Origin of the sequence: Mesorhizobium sp. M1163 (genome assembly GCF_040318415.1) — a bacterium.
Taxonomy (GTDB): domain Bacteria; phylum Pseudomonadota; class Alphaproteobacteria; order Rhizobiales; family Rhizobiaceae; genus Mesorhizobium.
In genome coordinates this window covers 1-17,595 of sequence record NZ_JAMYMF010000039.1, presented here as the reverse complement: position 1 = coordinate 17,595, position 17,595 = coordinate 1, and the positions used below count along the sequence as shown (strand labels likewise).

Here is a 17,595-nt window from a genome sequence, read left to right as displayed (position 1 = left end):
AAGAACATGGCCAGTTTGCCGACCACGGCACGCGTGGTGATCATCGGAGGCGGTGCCGTCGGCGCCTCCTCGCTCTATCATCTCGCCAAGGCGGGCTGGACCGACTGCGTGCTTCTGGAGAAGAACGAGCTGACTTCCGGCTCGACCTGGCATGCCGCCGGCAACGTGCCGACGTTCTCCTCGTCATGGTCGCTGATGAACATGCAGCGCTATTCGACCGAGCTCTATCGCCGGTTGGCCGACGAGGTCGGCTATCCCATGAACTATCACGTCACCGGCTCGCTCAGGCTCGCCCATACGATCGAGCGTATGCAGGAATTCCAGCGCGCCAAGGGCATGGGCCGCTATCAGGGCATGGACATCAATGTCGTCGGCCCCGACGAGATCAAGCGCCGCTACCCCTTCATCGAAACGCATGAGCTGAAGGGCGCGCTCTACGATCCGAGCGACGGCGACATCGACCCGGCGCAATTGACCCAGGCGCTGGCCAAGGGCGCGCGCGACATGGGTGCGAAGATCATCCGCTTCTGCCCGGTCACCGGCGTGCGCCGCGAGAACGACGAGTGGGTGGTCGAGACGCCGCAAGGCGAGATTCGCTGCGAGATTGTCGTCAACGCCGCCGGCTACCGCGCCGCCGAAGTCGGCAGGATGTTCGGCCGCGAGGTGCCGATGATGGTGATGAGCCATCAATACATCCTGTTTGAGGAAATCCCCGAACTGGCGGCGTGGTCGAAGGAACAAGGCAAGAAGCTGCCGCTGCTGCGCGACGTCGATACGTCCTATTATCTGCGCCAGGAAAAGAACGGCATGAACCTCGGCCCCTATGAGCGCAATTGCCGCGCCCATTGGGTCGGCCACAACGACCCGATGCCGGACGACTTTTCGTTCCAGCTGTTTCCCGACGACCTCGACCGGCTGGAACATTACCTGGCCGATGCCGTCGCCCGCGTGCCGATCCTCGGTACCGCCGGCCTGTCCAAGGTCATCAACGGGCCGATCCCCTATGCGCCGGACGGCAACCCGCTGATCGGGCCGATGCCCGGCGTGCCGAACGCCTTCGAGGCCTGCGTCTTCACCTTCGGCATCACCCAGGGCGGCGGCGCCGGCAAAGTGCTGGCCGAGTGGGTGACCGAGGGCCAGACCGAATGGGACATGTGGTCCTGCGATCCACGCCGTTTCACCGCCTTTGCGTCGGCGCCGGATTACTGCGTCGCCAAGGGCATGGAGATCTACGGCAACGAGTATGCCATCCAATTCCCGCGCCACGCCTGGCCGGCTGGGCGCGACCGCAAGCTGTCGCCGCTCCACGGCCGCATCAAGGCGTTCGGCGCCCGGTTCGACGCCTATAATGGCTGGGAACGCGCCACCTGGTATGCGAAGCCAGGCGACGACATCTCCGAACAATCCACGCTGACCTTCCGCCGTGACGGCCCCTGGCAGCATCGTGTGCGCGAGGAATGCCTCGCCGTCCGCGATGCCGCCGGCATTCTGGACCTGCCGGGATTTTCCCGGTTCAATCTAGACGGTCCGGGTGCCGCCGAATGGCTGAGCCTCCAGGTGACAGGCCTGGTGCCGAAACCCGGCCGCATCGGCCTCGTCTACTTTGCCGACGACAAGGGCCGCGTCGTCACCGAGATGTCGGTCGTCCGCCACGACGAAGACCTGATGACGCTGATTACTGCCGCGGTGGCGCAATGGCATGATTTCGAATGGCTGAAATCGCGCATACCGAAGGACGCCACATTCAAGCTGGTCGACAGGACGGAGGAATACTCCACCCAGATCCTCGCCGGCCCCAACTCGCGAAACATCCTCGCCGAACTCTGCGCGGCCGACCTCACCCAGCCCTGGCTGACGCACCAGGAGACCAGTATCGCCGGACGTTGGGCAAGGCTGGTGCGCGTGTCCTTCGCGGGCGAACTCGGCTGGGAAATCCACAGCAAGGTCGACGATACCGCTGTCATCTTCGACGCTGTCTGGGCGGCCGGCCAGAGGCACGGCCTGAAACCGTTCGGCATGTACGCGCTGGATTCGCTGCGGCTCGAAAAAGGCTACCGCACCTGGAAGGGCGACCTGTCGACCGACTACTCGATCCTGCAGGGCGGGCTGGAGCGCTTCGTCAGATGGGACAAGCCCGACTTCCGCGGCAAGGCGGCGCTGCAGAACGAAAAGCAGCAGGGCATCAAGAAGCGCTTCGTCACGCTGGTCGTCGAAAATCCCGGCGACTGCGACGCACCTTACATGTCGACGCTTTGGCATGACGGCCACATCGTCGGCGAGACGACATCCGGCAGCTGGGGTCATCGCATCGACAAGTCGATCGCGCTCGGCATGCTGCGCGCCGACCTCACCGAGCCGGGAACCGCGGTCGAGGTCGAGATCTTCGGCGAACGTTTTCGGGCGATCGTGCAGAAGGATGAGCCGTTATGGGATCCGACGAACGAAAGGCTCAAAGCATGAAGAAAGTCATCCTCACCGATGGCGGCATGGGCCAGGAGCTGGTCCGCCGCAGCAGCTCCGAGCCGACGCCGCTCTGGTCGGCCAGGGTGCTGATCGACGAACCGGATCTGGTGCGCGACCTGCATGCGGAATTCATCCGCGCCGGCGCCCGCGTCATCACCATCAACACTTATTCCGCCAGGCCGGAGCGGCTGGCGCGCGAGGGAGCGGAAGAGCTGTTCAAGCCGTTGCAGAAGCGCGGCATCGAACTGGCAAGGCAAGCGCGCGACCAGGCCGGCGACGTGGCGATCGCCGGCTGCCTGTCGCCGCTGTTCGGCAGCTATGCGCCGGCGCTGACGATATCCTTCCAGGATACGCTCGACATCTATCGCCGCATCGTTGCCGAGCAGGCGGACGGCGTCGATCTGTTTCTGTGCGAAACCATGGCGTCGGCCGAAGAGGCGCGCGCGGCTGTCACCGCGGCGTCGGAAAGCGGCAAGCCTGTATGGGTGTCGTGGACGCTCGCCGATCACGGTACGCCGCGCCTGCGCAGCGGCGAAGCCATTACGACGGCGTCGAGCGCTCTTGACGGCCTGCCCGTCGCGGCCCGGCTGATCAATTGCTGCCGGCCCGAAGCGATCGCTGCAGCGCTGCCCGGACTGATCGCTCTCGGCGGTCCGGTCGGCGCCTATGCCAATGGCTTCACCTCGGTCGAGGCGCTCAAGCATGGCGGCACCGTCGAAGTGCTGCACGCCCGCCACGACCTCGATCCGGACGCCTATGCCGGCCAGGCGATCGGCTGGGTCGAGGCAGGCGCCGGCATCGTCGGCGGCTGCTGCGAAGTCGGACCCGCCCACATCGCCGCCTTGCGTGACCGGCTCGAACAAGCGGGTTATGAAATTTCGGGAGTAGCATAATGCCCAGGCCATCATCGCGCATTTCCGGCATCGTGCCTTCGGGCAAGGATGGCTGGGAGGTTCATTCCGCTGCCTGGGCGCGCAAGCAGGCCGGCGAGGACATCATCATGCTGTCGGTCGGCGACCATGATTTCGACACGCCGAGCGAGACGATCGAAGCCTGCGTGACGGCGGTCCGCGCCAGCAATCACCACTACACCCCACTTGCCGGCGTTCCGCGGCTGCGCAAGGCGATGGCGGCGGCCTCGACGCTCTGCACCGGTGTTGCGACCAGCCCCGACCAGGTCATCGCCACGCCGGGCGGGCAGGCCGCGCTTTACGCAGCTATTCAAGCTGTTCTCGACCAGGGCGACCATGCCATCGTCGTCGCGCCCTATTACGCCACCTATCCCAATACCTTCAGCGCGGCGGGCGCCGCGTTCAGCGTCGTCGAGACACCCGCCGAGGATGGCTTTCAGCCGCGCGCCGCCGAGATCCGCGCCGCCCTACGGCCGAACACCCGCGCCATCCTGATCAACACGCCGAACAACCCCACGGGCGCCGTCTATTCGCGAGAGCGGCTGGAAGATCTGGCGCAGATCTGCCGCGAACATGACCTCTGGCTGCTGTCGGACGAGGTCTACTGGACGCTTGGCGGTGGCGAGCACGTCTCGCCGCGTTCGCTGCCCGGCATGGCGGAACGTACGCTGGTCATCAATTCGATGTCCAAGAGCCACGGCATGACCGGCTGGCGCATGGGCTGGCTGACCGGGCACGAGGAGATGATCTCGCTGCTGACCGACCTCAATCTGGTGATGACCTACGGCCTGCCGGCCTTCATCAGCCTCGCTTGCGCCGAGGCGCTCGAAAATGGCTACGGCGTCAAGGAGATCGCCGAGCGCTATGCCGCAAGGCGCGCCGTCGTTCTCGATGTCATGCGCGGCATGAACGACGTCACCGTGCGCGGCTCCGAAGGCGGCATGTACGTCATGCTCGACATATCGGCGATCGAGCCGGACGACGAGAAATTCGCCTGGGCCTTCCTCGACCAGGAAAAGGTCGCCGTCATGCCCGGCTCGAGCTTCGGCGAGGCTGCAGCCGGCCACATCCGCTTCAGCCTCTGCCAGCCTGAGCCGGTGCTGATGGAGGCTGCCACGCGCCTGCGCCGCTTCGCCTCCAGCTACCGCCGCGAGGCCGCATGAACGCGCCGCCCGCCAAAACCATTCCGACCAAGGCCATTCCTCCCAACGCAAGGGCGGTCATCATCGGTGGCGGCGTCTCCGGCTGCTCGGTCGCCTACCATCTGGCCAAGCTCGGCTGGACCGACACCGTTCTGCTCGAGCGCAAGCAGCTGACATCGGGCACGACATGGCACGCTGCCGGCCTGATCGGCCAGCTGCGCGGCTCGCAGAACATGACCCGGCTGGCGAAGTATTCGGCCGATCTCTACGTCAAGCTCGAGGCCGAGACCGATGTCGGCACCGGCATGCGCCAGGTTGGCTCGATCACGGTGGCGCTTACCGAGGAGCGCAAGCACGAGATCTATCGGCAGGCGTCTCTCGCCCGCGCCTTCGATGTCGACGTGCGCGAGATTTCGCCAGGTGAAGTCAAGGAGATGTACCCGCATCTCAATGTTTCGGATGTTGTCGGCGCCGTGCATCTGCCGCTCGACGGCCAGTGCGATCCGGCCAACATCGCCATGGCCTTGGCCAAGGGCGCACGTCAGCGCGGTGCGACCATCCTGGAGAACGTGAAGGTCACCAAGGTTCATACCAGGGCCGGCCGCGTCACCGGCGTCTCCTGGGCGCAAGGCGACGAGCAAGGCACGATCGAAGCCGATATCGTCGTCAACTGTGCCGGCATGTGGGCACGCGAACTTGGCGCCCAGAACGGCGTCACCATCCCGCTGCACGCCTGCGAGCATTTCTATCTCGTCACCGAGCCGATCCCGGGGCTCTCCCGCCTGCCGGTGCTGCGCGTGCCGGACGAATGCGCCTACTACAAGGAAGATGCCGGCAAGATGATGCTCGGCGCTTTCGAGCCGGTGGCCAAGCCGTGGGGCATGAACGGCATAAGCGAGGAGTTCTGCTTCGACCAGTTGCCGCAGGACATGGACCATTTCGAGCCGATCCTCGAAATGGGCGTCAACCGCATGCCGATGCTGGCCACCGCCGGCATCCACACCTTCTTCAACGGCCCAGAGAGTTTTACCCCCGACGACCGTTATTATCTCGGCGAGGCGCCGGAGCTTTCCGGCTACTGGATGGCGACCGGCTACAATTCGATCGGCATCGTCTCCTCCGGCGGCGCCGGCATGGCGCTGGCGCAATGGATCAATGACGGCGAGGCGCCGTTCGATCTCTGGGAGGTCGACATCCGCCGCGCCCAGCCGTTCCAGAAGAACCGCCGCTATCTCAAGGAGCGCGTCTCCGAAACGCTCGGCCTGCTCTACGCCGATCATTTTCCTTACCGGCAGATGGCAACCTCGCGGAACGTGAGGCGTTCGCCGCTGCACGAGCACCTGAAGACGCGCGGCGCGGTGTTCGGCGAGGTCGCCGGCTGGGAGCGCGCCAACTGGTTCGCTAGGCCCGGCCAGGAGCGCGAATACCGCTATTCGTGGAAACGGCAGAACTGGTTCGACAACCAGCGCGAGGAGCATCTGGCGGTCCGGAACGGCGTCGGCCTGTTCGACATGACCTCGTTCGGCAAGATCCGCGTCGAAGGCCGCGACGCCTGCGCCTTCCTGCAAAGGCTCTGCGCCAACGACATGGACGTGGCGCCGGGCAAGATCGTCTACACCCAGATGCTCAACCAGCGCGGCGGTATCGAGAGCGATCTGACCGTCTCGCGATTGTCCGAAACAGCCTTCTTCCTCGTCGTGCCGGGCGCCACGCTGCAGCGCGATCTGGCCTGGCTGAAAAAACATCTTGCCGACGAGTTCGTCGTCATTACCGAGGTGACCGCTGCCGAAGCGGTGCTTTGCCTGATGGGCCCGGATTCGAGGAAGCTGATCCAAAAGGTCAGCCCGAATGATTTCTCCAATGACAACAATCCGTTCGGAACGTTTCAGGAGATCGAGATCGGCATGGGCCTGGCCCGCGCCCACCGCGTCACCTATGTCGGCGAGCTCGGCTGGGAGCTTTATGTCTCGACCGATCAGGCCGCCCACGTCTTCGAGGCGATAGAAGAGGCCGGCGCCGATGTCGGTCTGAAGCTATGCGGCCTGCACACGCTGGACTCCTGCCGCATCGAAAAGGCGTTCCGGCATTTCGGCCACGACATCACCGACGAAGACAATGTGCTGGAGGCCGGCCTTGGCTTCGCCGTGAAGACGGCCAAGAGCTATTTCCTCGGCCGCGATGCGGTGCTGAAGAAGAAAGAAACCGGCCTGTCACGCCGGCTGGTGCAGTTCCGCCTGAACGACCCCGAGCCGCTGCTCTTCCACAACGAGGCGATCCTGCGCGACGGCAAGATCGTCGGTCCGATCACCTCGGGCAATTACGGCCATCATCTCGGCGGCGCAATCGGGCTTGGCTACGTGCCTTGCAAGGGTGAGAGCGAGGCGGATGTGCTGTCGTCGTCCTACGAGATCGAGATCGCCGGCGAGCGCTTTGCCGCCGAGGCCTCGCTCAAGCCGATGTACGATCCGAAGGCCGAGCGAGTGCGGATGTAGCTCAGAACGCATCCATCTCGGCCGCGACCTTCGCCACGAACCTCGTCCGCCTCTCGTCGGTCGATAGGTTCATCGAGTACTGCGCGAGGTAGGAAACCGAGCCGCCAGGCTTGATGGTCGCACGCAGCACCCGCTTGACCAGCTTGCGCGGCGGGTCGCCCATCAGCATGGCGCGGAACCGACTGCCGCCATAGGTGGCGACCGCGGCGACCTTGCGAATGTTGTGCAGCGACGGCTGCACCTTGCCGTCAACCAATTTGAACGACACGCCGGGCAGGAAGACGCGATCGAAAAAGCCTTTCAGAATGGCCGGATAGCCGAAGTTCCACACCGGAAATGACAGCACCAGCGCCTCGGCCCACAGCAAGCGCTCGACATAAGGCGACGCCGGATCGCCGTCGCTGCGTTCGTCGTGATAGGACAGCCGTTCGGCCCGCGTCAGCCTGGGATCGAAACCCTCGGCATAGAGATCGCAGTCGTCCACGACATGGCCGGCGGCCTTCAGGCGCTCGACGATGGTCCGGTGCAGGCCGGCATTGAAGCTGGTCTCGACCGGATGAGCGTAGAGGACGAGGACGTTCAACCCGCCTTCTCCAGCCCCTTGAACAGGAACGACTTGCCTGAGCGATAATCATAGTCCGGGTTTTCCCAGGCGATCATCTTGCCCGGATTGAGTAGCCCTTGCGGGTCGGTCTCACGCTTGAAAGCCAGTTGCACTTCATCCGTCCGCTTCATGCCGCCTTCTTCCAGCGTGTAGCGGTGCGGGTTGAAGATCCAGCAGCCATTGTCCTCGTGGATGCGGATGATCTCGTCCAGCCGCTCCGCCGTGGTGAAGCGCACCAGCGGCAGCCCTGCGATGCCGATGGCGCCGTCGAAGCGGATGAATTCGAGATGCGCCGGCACCTCGTCGCCGAAGCGTTCGACCATTGCCTTGACGTGGCCGAGGTGGTCCGGCGACGGGTAGCGGGTCTGCAGATAGGTGATCGTCGGGTCGACCCGGATGGCGCGCAGCGTGGTGTGGTTCCAGGTCAGCTCATAGGCCGGCGGCAGCCCCTTGAGATCGGCCTCCTTATCGGCGCGAAAGACGATCTCGCCCTTACTGCGCGCAGTGAAGGCGAGGAAGGCATCCATCGCATGCGGCGCGATCATCAGGACGACGATGCTTTGGCCGCGCCGGAAAAACCGCTGGTAGCGCTTGAAGTAATCGTAGGGGATGGGTGCTGCTATCGGCGTGATCAGCTTCGCCAGGATGCCGTCCTGGATGGCGAGATCGTTGCCGAAGCCGGCCGCATCCATGAAATCGTCGAAGCCGACGATGACGTCGATCCAGTCATAACTGGCGGTTAGCGGCATCTCGACTTCGGTGATGATGCCGTTGGTGCCGTAGGCGTGCATCACTTTCAGCACGTCCTCGCCGGTGAGCTCCATGACGCGGGGCTGTGCCTCCATCGTCACGGTCCTCAGCCGGATGACGTTGCCGAGGTCGCGCAAGCCGCCCCAGCGGATCGAGCCAATACCGCCGGAGCCGCCGGCGACGAAGCCGCCGATCGATGCCGTGTTGTAGGTCGACGGCGACATGCGGAGCTCCTGGCCGGAATGCGCCCGAGTCGCCTTGTCGATGTCGGCGAGCACGGCGCCGGGACCGGTGACGACACGACCGGGCGCGATCGCCTTGATCGCGTTCATCTCGGCGAGATTGAGCACGACGCCGCCGGACAGGGGCATCGCCTGCCCGTAATTGCCGGTGCCGCTGCCGCGCGGCGTCACCGGCACGCCATGCCGGTGGCAGGCGGCGAGCACGCGGACGACCTCGTCTTCCGTTTTCGGCGTCACGATCAGGTCGCCGGTGACATGCTCGAGCTGCTGCTTCAGCACCGGGCTGTACCAGTAGAAGTCGCGGCTCTTCTGCTGGACGATCGCCGGATGGTCGTCGACCTTGAGGCCGTCCAGGTCGCGCTTGAGCGCCGCAATATCCATCATTCCACCATCAGATCATCGAGTTCGGCATAATCGGGCAGCTGGCGTTCGATCGCCTGGCCGTCGCGCACCACGATGCGATCCGATTCGGGCCGCGACAGCAATTCCGTCCAGCTTCGCCCCTTGAAGACGACGAAATCGGCCGGCCCTCCGGCGGCAAGCGTGCCGAAACCATCGAGCCGCATCACCTTGGCCGGCGTCGCTGTCACCGCTTGCGGCCAGTCAGCGACGGGATGGTCGAGATGCAGGATGCGCGTCGCCGTGCGATAGACCTCCAGCATGTCCAGATCGCCATAGGCGTAGAACGGGTCGCGCGTATTATCGGAGGCGACGACGACGGCAATGCCGCGCGCCTTCATCTCGTGCAGCAGCGTCACCCCGCGCCAGCGCGGCGTGGTGTTGTCGCCGCGCCGGTCCTGCAGATAGAGATTGCACATCGGCAGCGACACCACCGCCAGGCCGGCCTTGGCGACCTTGTCCAGCGTGTCGAGCACCTCGAGATCGGGCTGGCGCGCCAGCGAGCAGCAATGGCCGACCAGGATGTTCCCGTCAAAACCGTTCCAGAGGGCGGCTTCGGCAATCTTCTTGAGCGAGATCGCCGAGACATCGTCGGTCTCGTCGGCATGGAAATCGAGGTCGAGGCCATGCTTGATCGCCTGCGCAAACACCTGGTCAAGCAGTTCCTCGAGGTCCGGCACCATATAGGTGACGACGCCGAGCACGCCCTTGGCGGCAGCCACCCGCTTGGCCAGCCTCTCGAACCATTTCCTGTCGCGCACGCCTTCGATGCCGAGCAGGCAGGCCGCCTGCAGCTCGATGCGGCCGCGCCATTTCTCCCGCATCGTCTCGAACACCGGCCAGGAGATCTCTTCCTGCGGCGCAACGCTGTCGAGATGCGTACGCAGCGCCCTGGTGCCATGCGCATAGGCAGAGCGCAGCGAAAAATCCATGCGGCGGGCAACGTCGTCGGCGCTCCAGCGCGCCGCGCGGTCGGCGCCGGTCGCGTTCAACGCGCCCATGAAAGTGCCGTCGGGATTGGGCTTTCGCGGCCAGATATGGCCCTTGTCGATATGGGTGTGACAGTCGACGAAACACGGCAAGACGATCCGGCCGCCGAGGTCGAGGGCGTCCGCCGATGCGTTGGATCGATGCGCCGTAATCCCGGAGATCTTGCCATCGGCGATGGCGATATCGGCGAGCCCAAACCCGTCGGTATCGAAGGCTCCAGAAAAGCCCGGCGTCAGTGAGGCATGAAGCCGAACCTTGGCGAGATGGTAGGAACCAGAAGCTGGTATCAAGGCGGCGCTGTCCACCATCACCGCTCCTGCCTCAGCGCGCTCTCGTGCCAGCGCCGCAAAATGAGATGCGAAATCAGCGACAGCACCAGGAAGATCAGGATGCCGGTGAGCGAGATCAGGATCAGCGCCGCGAACAGCCTCGGCGCGTTGAGCCGGTAGCCGGCCTCGATGATGCGCGAGGCTAGGCCGGACGACTGGCCGGTGGCGCCGGCGACGAACTCGGCCACCACCGCACCGATCAGCGACAGGCCGCCGGCGATCTTCAGCCCGCCGAGGAAATAAGGCATCGCCGCCGGCAGCCGCAGATAGCGCAATTGCTGCCAGCGGGTGGCGCCGTTGAGCTTGAACAAATCGCGCAGATTGCGGTCGACGGAATTGAGGCCGAGCGTGGTGTTGGAGAGGATCGGGAAGAAGGCGACGATCCAGGCGCAAAGCAAAAGCTTTGTCGTCTGGTTGTCGACATAGATATTGATCAGCGGAAAGATCGCGACGATCGGCGTCACCTGCAGCACGATGGCGAAGGGAAAGAACGACATCTCCACCCATTTCGACTGCGCGAACAGCACTGCCAGCCCGACGCCGCCGATGACGGCGAGAAGCAGGCTCAAGAAGGTGATCCTGAGTGTCACCAGCAGCGAGGAGAACAGCAGCCCGGCATCGTCGTGCAGCGTCTGCAGCACCACGCCGGGACGCGGCAGGATGTATTTCGGGATGTCGTTCCAGACGCAGACGCGGTCCCACAGCCAGATCGCCAGGATCATGATCGCCAGCGGCAGCAGCCATCTGCCGATGCGCTCGAAGCGCTCCTGGCGGACGCGACGCGCCTCCTCCGGGTCGAGCGCCAGCACTTGTTCTTCAATGGCCGTCATGATGCGGTCCGGCAGTTGAGTTGATGGCGCCGATCAGCACGTCGGATGCCTGGCGGCAGAGCGCGGCATAGTCAGGCGAGGTGCGAAACGCCTCGTCGCGCGGATAGGACGCATCGACGGCGAGCTCGGCAAACACCCGGCCCGGCCGCGCCGCCATGACGACGACGCGGTTGGAGAGGAATACGCTTTCGAAGACGCTGTGGGTGACGAAAACGACGGTGAAACGTTCATCCTGCCACAGCTCCAGCAGATCGTTGTTGAGCTTGAAGCGGGTGATCTCGTCGAGTGCTGCGAACGGCTCGTCCATCAACAGAATCCGCGGCTTGGTCACCATGGCCCGGGCAATCGAGACGCGCATCTTCATGCCGCCCGACAATTCGCGCGGCACGGCATTCTCGAAGCCGGTCAAGTGAACCCTCGCCAGCATCTCCATCACCGCCGGCGCCGCCTTGGCCCGCGACACGCCCTTCAGCCGCAGCGGCAGCCAGACATTGTCGAAGACATCGGCCCAGGGCAGCAGCGTCGGCTCCTGGAAGACGAAGCCGATATTCGAGCGGTCGCCGATAGTCGAACGATCGAGGGCGCCGCTGCCGCGCCAGTCGAGCACACCCGAGGTCGGCGTCGACAGCCCGGCGATCAGCCGCAGCGCCGTCGATTTGCCGCAGCCCGACGGCCCGAGCAGGCTGAGGAAATCGCCTTCCCGGATCGTCAGCTCGACATTGCTGAGCGCGGTGACGCCGTTGGAAAACACCTTGCCGACGCCACGCAGCGCCAACAGCGTCGGCCCCGATACGCTTCCTGGCTGTTGCGCCACTTTCTCCAGCTTCACGGCCTACTTCTTCAGGTCGAGCCCGACGCTCTTGTTGACGAAGGCCAGCGTGTAGGCCTTCTTGATGTCGATGCCCGCCGGCGTTACCTTGGCCTTGACCATCTTGTCGTAAAAACTCTGGATGCGCGCATCGGTCATGGCGCCGATGCCGAGCTTTTCGCTGTCGCCGGAATCGACCACGCCGAACTTCTTCAGCTGCTCGATCGAGAAGGCGATCTGCTCATCCGTCATGTCCGGATTTTCCTTCTTGATCATCTCGTTGGCGGCCTTGTTGTCGCCGTAGAGATAATTGTACCAGCCCTTGGCCGAGCCATCGACGAAGCACTGGACCACCTCGGGTCGCTTGTCGACCGTCTCCTGCATGGTTTCGACCGTCGTTGCATATGTGTCCCAGCCATAGTCGGCCAGCAGGAACTGGTTCGGCGTGAAACCGCCCTGCTTCTGGACGGCGAATGGCTCCGAGGTGACGTAGCCCTGCTGGATCGACTTCTTGTTGGCGATGAACGGAGCCGGGTTGAAAGTGTAGGGCACGCGTTTTGCGGCATCGAAGCCGAGGTCGGTGACCATCCACTGGAAGAAGGTCTGCGCACCTTCGTCGCCGAGGATGTACTGGTCGGCGTTCTTCAGGTCTTCCCATTTGTCCAGCCCCTGGCCGGGATGGGACATGATGACCTGCGGGTCCTTCTGGAAGTCGGCGGCCACGACGCGCATCGGTATGCCTTGCTGCACGGCATCGAAGGCCGACAGCAGATTGCCGCCCATGTAGAAATCGATCTTACCTGCGAGCAGCAGCGGCCGGCCGCTGACCTGTGGGCCGCCCTGCATGATCGTCACGTCGATGCCGCATGCGGCATAGGTACCATCCACCACGGCTTGGTAGTAACCGCCATGTTCCGGCTCGGCCAGCCAGTTGGTGCCGAAGGTGACTTTTTCGTTCGCTGCCGCGGCAAGCGTACCTGCGCCAAGCAGCACGATCACGCCCGCCGAAATCTTGAGTCTTCCGTACATCCACACCACCCTTTGTTCGCTCCGGCGCATCACGCGCCGGGCTCGACACCATTGTTTCAAGAAGCAAGACACATGCCACCGGCGCGTTGCGTCGGGACCGCCCGCTTGTGCAATGCCCGCCTGTGCAATGGCGGCGCGAAGGCCGGACGGGTCATGCTGTACGGAAGGCATCGTGCCTATTTTTTGATCGCCTGTCCACAATCGCCCTCGTGACATGCACCGCCATCTTGATGCCCGCCTACATCCAGCTTTACGCTGCCGTGAACGGAGATTGCCATGTTCAAATTTCTCACGCCGAAGTCGATCAAGCCGCCCTTCGCCCGCTACAGCCATGGCGTCGAGCTGCCGCCCGGCAAGCGGCTGGTGCTGTGTTCGGGCCAGGTCGCGATCACAGCGGACGACCAGATCCCCGAGGAGGCCGGCGCACAGGCCGAGCTCTGTTTCCAGAACATAGCGGCGATTCTCGGCGAGGCCGGGCTCGGCCTGTCCGACATCGTCCGCATCAACGCCTACGTCACCGACCGCGCCTTCCTGCGGCCCTATATGGAGGTTCGCGACCGGCTGTTCGCCAGTCCGGCGCCGGCCTCGACGCTGATGATCGTGTCCGGCTTTGCCCGGCCGGAGTTTAAGGTCGAGATCGAGGTCATCGCGGCGGGTTGAGGAGCGCTGGCCAGCGGCTGGAATCGACAGGCCGATGATCTCAAGTTACACGACAAAGGTTGGTGCCGCCCCTCATCAAGCGCGCATCCAGTCTCTTCGAGGTAAAAAATGGCCGGAACAAAAAAACGCGTATGGTGGGGTGACTACCGGACCACCGAATACGCGACCGTCGATCCTGAGGCGACCATTGCCGTTCTGCCGCTGGCGGCGATCGAGCAGCACGGGCCCCATCTGCCGGTTTCGACCGACACCTCGATCATGAACGGCATGCTGGAAACGGTGATCGCGCGCCTGCCCGGCGATCTCGACATCCGCATCCTGCCGGTTCAGGCGGTGGGCAAGTCGAACGAGCATTTGCATGCGCCCGGCACCCTCACTCTGCCGGCGACGACCCTGGTCGAGGCGTGGACCGAACTTGGCCTGTCGGTCGCACGCGCCGGCGTGCGAAAACTGATTGTCGTCAACTCGCATGGCGGCAATGAGGAGATCATGGGCATCGTCACCCGCGAATTGCGCGTGCGGGCAAAGATGCTGGCGGTAAAGACCAGCTGGCAACGGTTTGGCCGGCCGGCCGGCATGTACACCGACCTCGAAGACCGCCACGGCATTCATGGCGGCGACGTCGAGACCTCGCTGATGCTGCACTTCCGGCCCGACCTCGTCGACATGGCCAAGGCCGACAATTTCGTCTCCAAGGTTGCGCGCGCCGAAAAGGAATTTTCGCTGCTGCGCCACACCGGAACGCACGCCTTCGCCTGGATCGCCAGCGACCTCAACCCGAATGGCGTGGTCGGCGACGCCAGCATTGCAACCGCCGAAAAAGGCCGGCTCACCGCCGAGCATCAAGCCGACGGCTTCATCAGCTTGCTGAAGGACGTGCGCAAGGCAAAGCTGGCGGATTGGCTGGCGTAACTAGCCCTCGATCCTCAGCGCAAACGGCGTGCCCTCAAACGCTTCGGCGCCGCGCCCGATCGCCTCGATGGCGCGGCTCATGCGGCCGTCGCGCTCGAGCAGTGCGTCGGCAATTGCGATCAGCCGCGGATTGGGTGTCGCCGTGGGCGACAGCGCGCGCAGCGTCTTGGCCAGTTCGGCTTCGTCGCGCTTCGGCGCCAGCGCTGCCGCGATAATGTAGGCCGAGGCGGTCGACCGGCTGATGCCGGCATAGCAATGCACCACCAGCGGCCGCGAGCGATCCCATTGGCGGGCGAAATCGAGCAGGTTCAAGACATGCTCCTCGCCCGGCATGGTCATGCCCTCCTGCGCTACCGCAATGTCGTGCATGACCAGGTGCAGATGGTTTTCCCTGGTGATCGAGGCCGGCCGCATCACCTCCGTGCCGGCAGCGAGCAGCGAAAGCAGCCGCCCGGCCCCGGTCTTCGTCACCGTTTCCTCGACTTTGGACAGCGAGCAGACATGGATCATTGGATCGTTTCTCCCTTGGCATCATCGTCGCGCCGCGAGGCCCAGCCGGCAAGCGCTGATTCGAGCCGCCGCCATTCTTCGTCGGCTCCCGGCAGGCCGGCGCGCAACACATCCGGCCGGTCGGCGAAATGCCGAAGCAGGATGCCGCGCTGGCCGAGCACCGAAAACAGGCGGGCGGCGTTCGCCAGCCTGATATAGCGGAACAGCGCGGTGCCAGCGGCGACAGGCACGCCGAACCGGCCGAACAGCGCATCGAGCCGTGCGGCATCCTCGGCCAATCGGCGCCGCATCCCGGCCTGCCAGCCGGTATCGGCAAGCGCCCTTATGCCATATTCGAGCGCCGGCCCGGAAATCGCCCATGGCCCGAATTGCGCCTGCAGCCGCTCGACCGTCAGCGCCTCGGTCAATGCAAAGCCAAGCCGCAGGCCGGCCAGGCCGAAGAACTTGCCGAACGAGCGCAGCACGACGATGCCGCCCTGGTCGACGTCGCCAGCGAGACTTTCGCTGCGTGGGCCGACATCCATGAAGGCCTCGTCGACGACCAGCAGCCCGCCTCTGGCGCGCAATTTTGCGGCAAGTCGAAGCAATCTTTCGCGCTCGACGACGCGCCCGTCCGGGTTGTTGGGATTGACGACGACGGCAAGGTCGGCCGCCGCCAAGGCTTCGAAATCATCGACTTCAGCCGCCGCATGGCCGGCGATCGCCGCTGCCCGCCGATGCTCGGCATAAGTCGGCCCGAGCACCAGCGCCCTGCCCGGGCTGACCAGCGAAGCGACGCGCGGCAACAGGATCTGCGTGCCGGGCGCCGCTGCGACATTCGCCGCCGATGGAGCGCCATAGGCGCTTGCCGCGACTTCGGCCAATTCGCGGGCACGCGCTGCTTCCGGCAATCGCGACAGGGCGGTGGCGGGCAAATCGAAAAGCGGGTAGGAGTGCGGATTGATCCCGGTCGAGAGGTCGACGAAAGGCAGCGGCGCGTGAGGGAAAAGCGCCCTCGCCCGGCCAAGGCTTCCGCCGTGGTCCACTGCCGCCGTCACTCCATCAAGAGACTTCATGTCGATCCTGATCACTTTCCTGTCGCTGGCCATCGAACTTGTACTCGGCTACCCGGCCCAGCTCTTCGATGCCATTGGCCATCCCGTCACCTGGTTCGGCAGGCTGATATCCTTTCTCGACGGCAGGCTCAACCGCGCCACTGATTCCGACGCCCACCGTCGCCGCTGGGGCGTGCTCGCGCTGCTGGTCATCGTGCTGGTGCCGGCCGCCCTCGCCTTCTGGATCGAAGCCATGCTTTGGAGCATTCCCCTCGGCTTGTTGGTCATCGCAATCCTGGCGACGTCGCTGCTGTCGCAGAAGAGCCTGGCCGAGCATGTCGAAGCGGTGGCCGACGCCCTCGACAGCGGCGGACTGGACATGGGCCGCATTGCCGTCTCGCGGATCGTCGGCCGCGACCCGGAAAAGCTCGACAGGGCCGCTGTCTGCCGCGCCGCGATCGAAAGCCTGGCCGAGAACTTCTCCGACGGCGTCGTCGCGCCGGCGTTCTGGATCGGCGTTGGCGGGCTCGCCGGCGGCGTCGCCTACAAGGCCGCCAACACCGCCGATTCGATGATCGGCCACCGCACCCCGCGCCACGAGGCCTTCGGCTGGGCGGCGGCGCGCTTCGACGATTGGATCAACCTGCCGGCATCACGGCTGACGGCGCTGCTGATCGTGCTTGCCGCTTTCCTGGTCAAGGGCGCCGATGCCAAAGCCGCCTGGCATGCTGTGCGGCGCGATGCGAAAAAACACCGCTCGCCCAATGCCGGCTGGCCGGAAGCAGCGATGGCCGGTGCGCTCGGCCTGGCGCTCGCCGGCCCCCGTTCCTATGACGGCGTCATGGTCGAAGACGCGTTGATGGGCGAAGGCGGCCGCCGCGACGATATCGAGAGCACCGACATCCGACGGGCGCTGAAACTTTACCGGGTCGCCGACTTACTGCTGATCGCGCTGTTCGGGGTGATCGCAGTGGTTGTTATCTTGGCGTGACCTGCGCCCGAGATCGAGCGGAAACAAAAAACCCGCCAAGCGGCGGGTCGTTGGAGCCAGTTAGCACCATAGCGAGATTAGTACCATAGCTGCCGGCACAAAGCAAGAACAAAATTGCTGTGCCCAAAGAATAATCGCCCCAGCTTTGCGCTTCTCATTCCCTGCCTTTGACGTTCGAGGTTGGCGAAATCCGAAGCGCCATCCAATCTCCCCCCTCGCGGGGGAGATGTCCGGCAGGGCAGACGGGGGCGCGAAGGATCGCCAGCCTCTTGACCGTTCACCATGACGGTCTGACGACGTAGTTGTCTCCGACTGACAGGCCGAGGGACAGTGCCCCCGTCTGCCCTGCCGGGCATCTCCCCCACATGGGGCCTGTTGCGTAATTCGCTGATTGTGATTCTCTGAGGTGGACGCTCTGAGGGAATCGCGATGGCAGTGAAGCAGACGGGCCAGTTGAGCTTGGCGGAGGCTTTTCTAGGCACCAAGCTTGTGGGCGGCA

Annotated in this window: 15 protein-coding genes; 7 read left to right on the top strand and 8 right to left on the bottom strand. The window is 64.5% G+C overall.

From position 1 onward, the window contains the following. The first annotated feature begins 6 nt into the window (after positions 1-6). Genes NKH43_RS29135 through NKH43_RS29120 form a run of 4 tightly spaced genes read left to right on the top strand, consistent with a single transcriptional unit; the run spans position 7 to position 7,008 of the window. The gene (locus NKH43_RS29135) at positions 7-2,460 is read left to right on the top strand and encodes a GcvT family protein (protein WP_352861039.1); all 2,454 of its coding nucleotides are present in this window, start codon (positions 7-9) and stop codon (positions 2,458-2,460) included. Beyond that, entirely contained in the window at positions 2,457-3,356 is a 900-nt protein-coding gene (locus NKH43_RS29130) for a homocysteine S-methyltransferase family protein (RefSeq protein ID WP_352861037.1), read from the top strand. The genes NKH43_RS29135 and NKH43_RS29130 overlap by 4 nt, the downstream gene beginning before the upstream one ends. Next, entirely contained in the window at positions 3,356-4,537 is a 1,182-nt protein-coding gene (locus NKH43_RS29125; RefSeq protein WP_352861036.1) for a pyridoxal phosphate-dependent aminotransferase, read from the top strand. The genes NKH43_RS29130 and NKH43_RS29125 overlap by 1 nt, the downstream gene beginning before the upstream one ends. Continuing rightward, positions 4,534-7,008 carry a GcvT family protein gene (locus NKH43_RS29120; protein WP_352861034.1) on the top strand — a complete coding sequence of 825 codons (2,475 nt, stop codon included), beginning with the start codon at positions 4,534-4,536 and terminating at the stop codon, positions 7,006-7,008. Before NKH43_RS29125 ends, NKH43_RS29120 begins: the two co-directional genes overlap by 4 nt. A gap of 1 nt (position 7,009) precedes the next feature. Here NKH43_RS29120 and NKH43_RS29115 read toward each other — a convergent pair whose 3' ends face one another. Genes NKH43_RS29115 through NKH43_RS29090 form a run of 6 tightly spaced genes read right to left on the bottom strand, consistent with a single transcriptional unit; the run spans position 7,010 to position 12,989 of the window. Next, positions 7,010-7,591: an NAD(P)H-dependent oxidoreductase gene (locus NKH43_RS29115; protein WP_352484508.1), complete on the bottom strand. Its 582-nt coding sequence runs from the start codon at positions 7,589-7,591 to the stop codon at positions 7,010-7,012. Continuing rightward, positions 7,588-8,985 carry an FAD-binding oxidoreductase gene (locus tag NKH43_RS29110; protein WP_352861088.1) on the bottom strand — a complete coding sequence of 466 codons (1,398 nt, stop codon included), beginning with the start codon at positions 8,983-8,985 and terminating at the stop codon, positions 7,588-7,590. Before NKH43_RS29110 ends, NKH43_RS29115 begins: the two co-directional genes overlap by 4 nt. Continuing rightward, positions 8,985-10,283 carry a cytosine deaminase gene (locus NKH43_RS29105; protein WP_352861086.1) on the bottom strand — a complete coding sequence of 433 codons (1,299 nt, stop codon included), beginning with the start codon at positions 10,281-10,283 and terminating at the stop codon, positions 8,985-8,987. Before NKH43_RS29105 ends, NKH43_RS29110 begins: the two co-directional genes overlap by 1 nt. A gap of 17 nt (positions 10,284-10,300) precedes the next feature. Beyond that, a complete protein-coding gene (locus NKH43_RS29100; protein WP_352495936.1) occupies positions 10,301-11,152 on the bottom strand; it encodes an ABC transporter permease in 852 nt (283 codons plus the stop codon). Next, a complete protein-coding gene (locus NKH43_RS29095) occupies positions 11,139-11,981 on the bottom strand; it encodes an ABC transporter ATP-binding protein (RefSeq protein WP_352861031.1) in 843 nt (280 codons plus the stop codon). Before NKH43_RS29095 ends, NKH43_RS29100 begins: the two co-directional genes overlap by 14 nt. Before the next feature lie 3 nt (positions 11,982-11,984). Next, positions 11,985-12,989 (bottom strand): ABC transporter substrate-binding protein, encoded by a 1,005-nt coding sequence (locus NKH43_RS29090; protein ID WP_023719905.1) that lies wholly within the window; start codon positions 12,987-12,989, stop codon positions 11,985-11,987. Positions 12,990-13,265: 276 nt separating this feature from the next. On the opposite strand from NKH43_RS29090, the gene NKH43_RS29085 reads away from it, so the two are divergent. Beyond that, on the top strand, positions 13,266-13,649 hold the full coding sequence (locus NKH43_RS29085) for a RidA family protein (RefSeq protein ID WP_352640494.1): 384 nt from the start codon (positions 13,266-13,268) through the stop codon (positions 13,647-13,649). A gap of 108 nt (positions 13,650-13,757) precedes the next feature. After that, entirely contained in the window at positions 13,758-14,561 is an 804-nt protein-coding gene (locus NKH43_RS29080) for a creatininase family protein (protein ID WP_023719903.1), read from the top strand. Here NKH43_RS29080 and NKH43_RS29075 read toward each other — a convergent pair whose 3' ends face one another. Both NKH43_RS29075 and cobD read right to left on the bottom strand, forming a co-directional pair. Beyond that, positions 14,562-15,071 (bottom strand): tyrosine phosphatase family protein, encoded by a 510-nt coding sequence (locus NKH43_RS29075; RefSeq protein WP_023719902.1) that lies wholly within the window; start codon positions 15,069-15,071, stop codon positions 14,562-14,564. After that, a complete protein-coding gene (cobD, locus tag NKH43_RS29070; RefSeq protein WP_352484504.1) occupies positions 15,068-16,126 on the bottom strand; it encodes a threonine-phosphate decarboxylase CobD in 1,059 nt (352 codons plus the stop codon). Before cobD ends, NKH43_RS29075 begins: the two co-directional genes overlap by 4 nt. Here cobD and cbiB point away from each other — a divergent pair. Further along, a complete protein-coding gene (gene cbiB / locus NKH43_RS29065; protein ID WP_352814633.1) occupies positions 16,125-17,096 on the top strand; it encodes an adenosylcobinamide-phosphate synthase CbiB in 972 nt (323 codons plus the stop codon). The genes cobD and cbiB overlap by 2 nt on opposite strands. Positions 17,097-17,595: the final 499 nt, after the last annotated feature.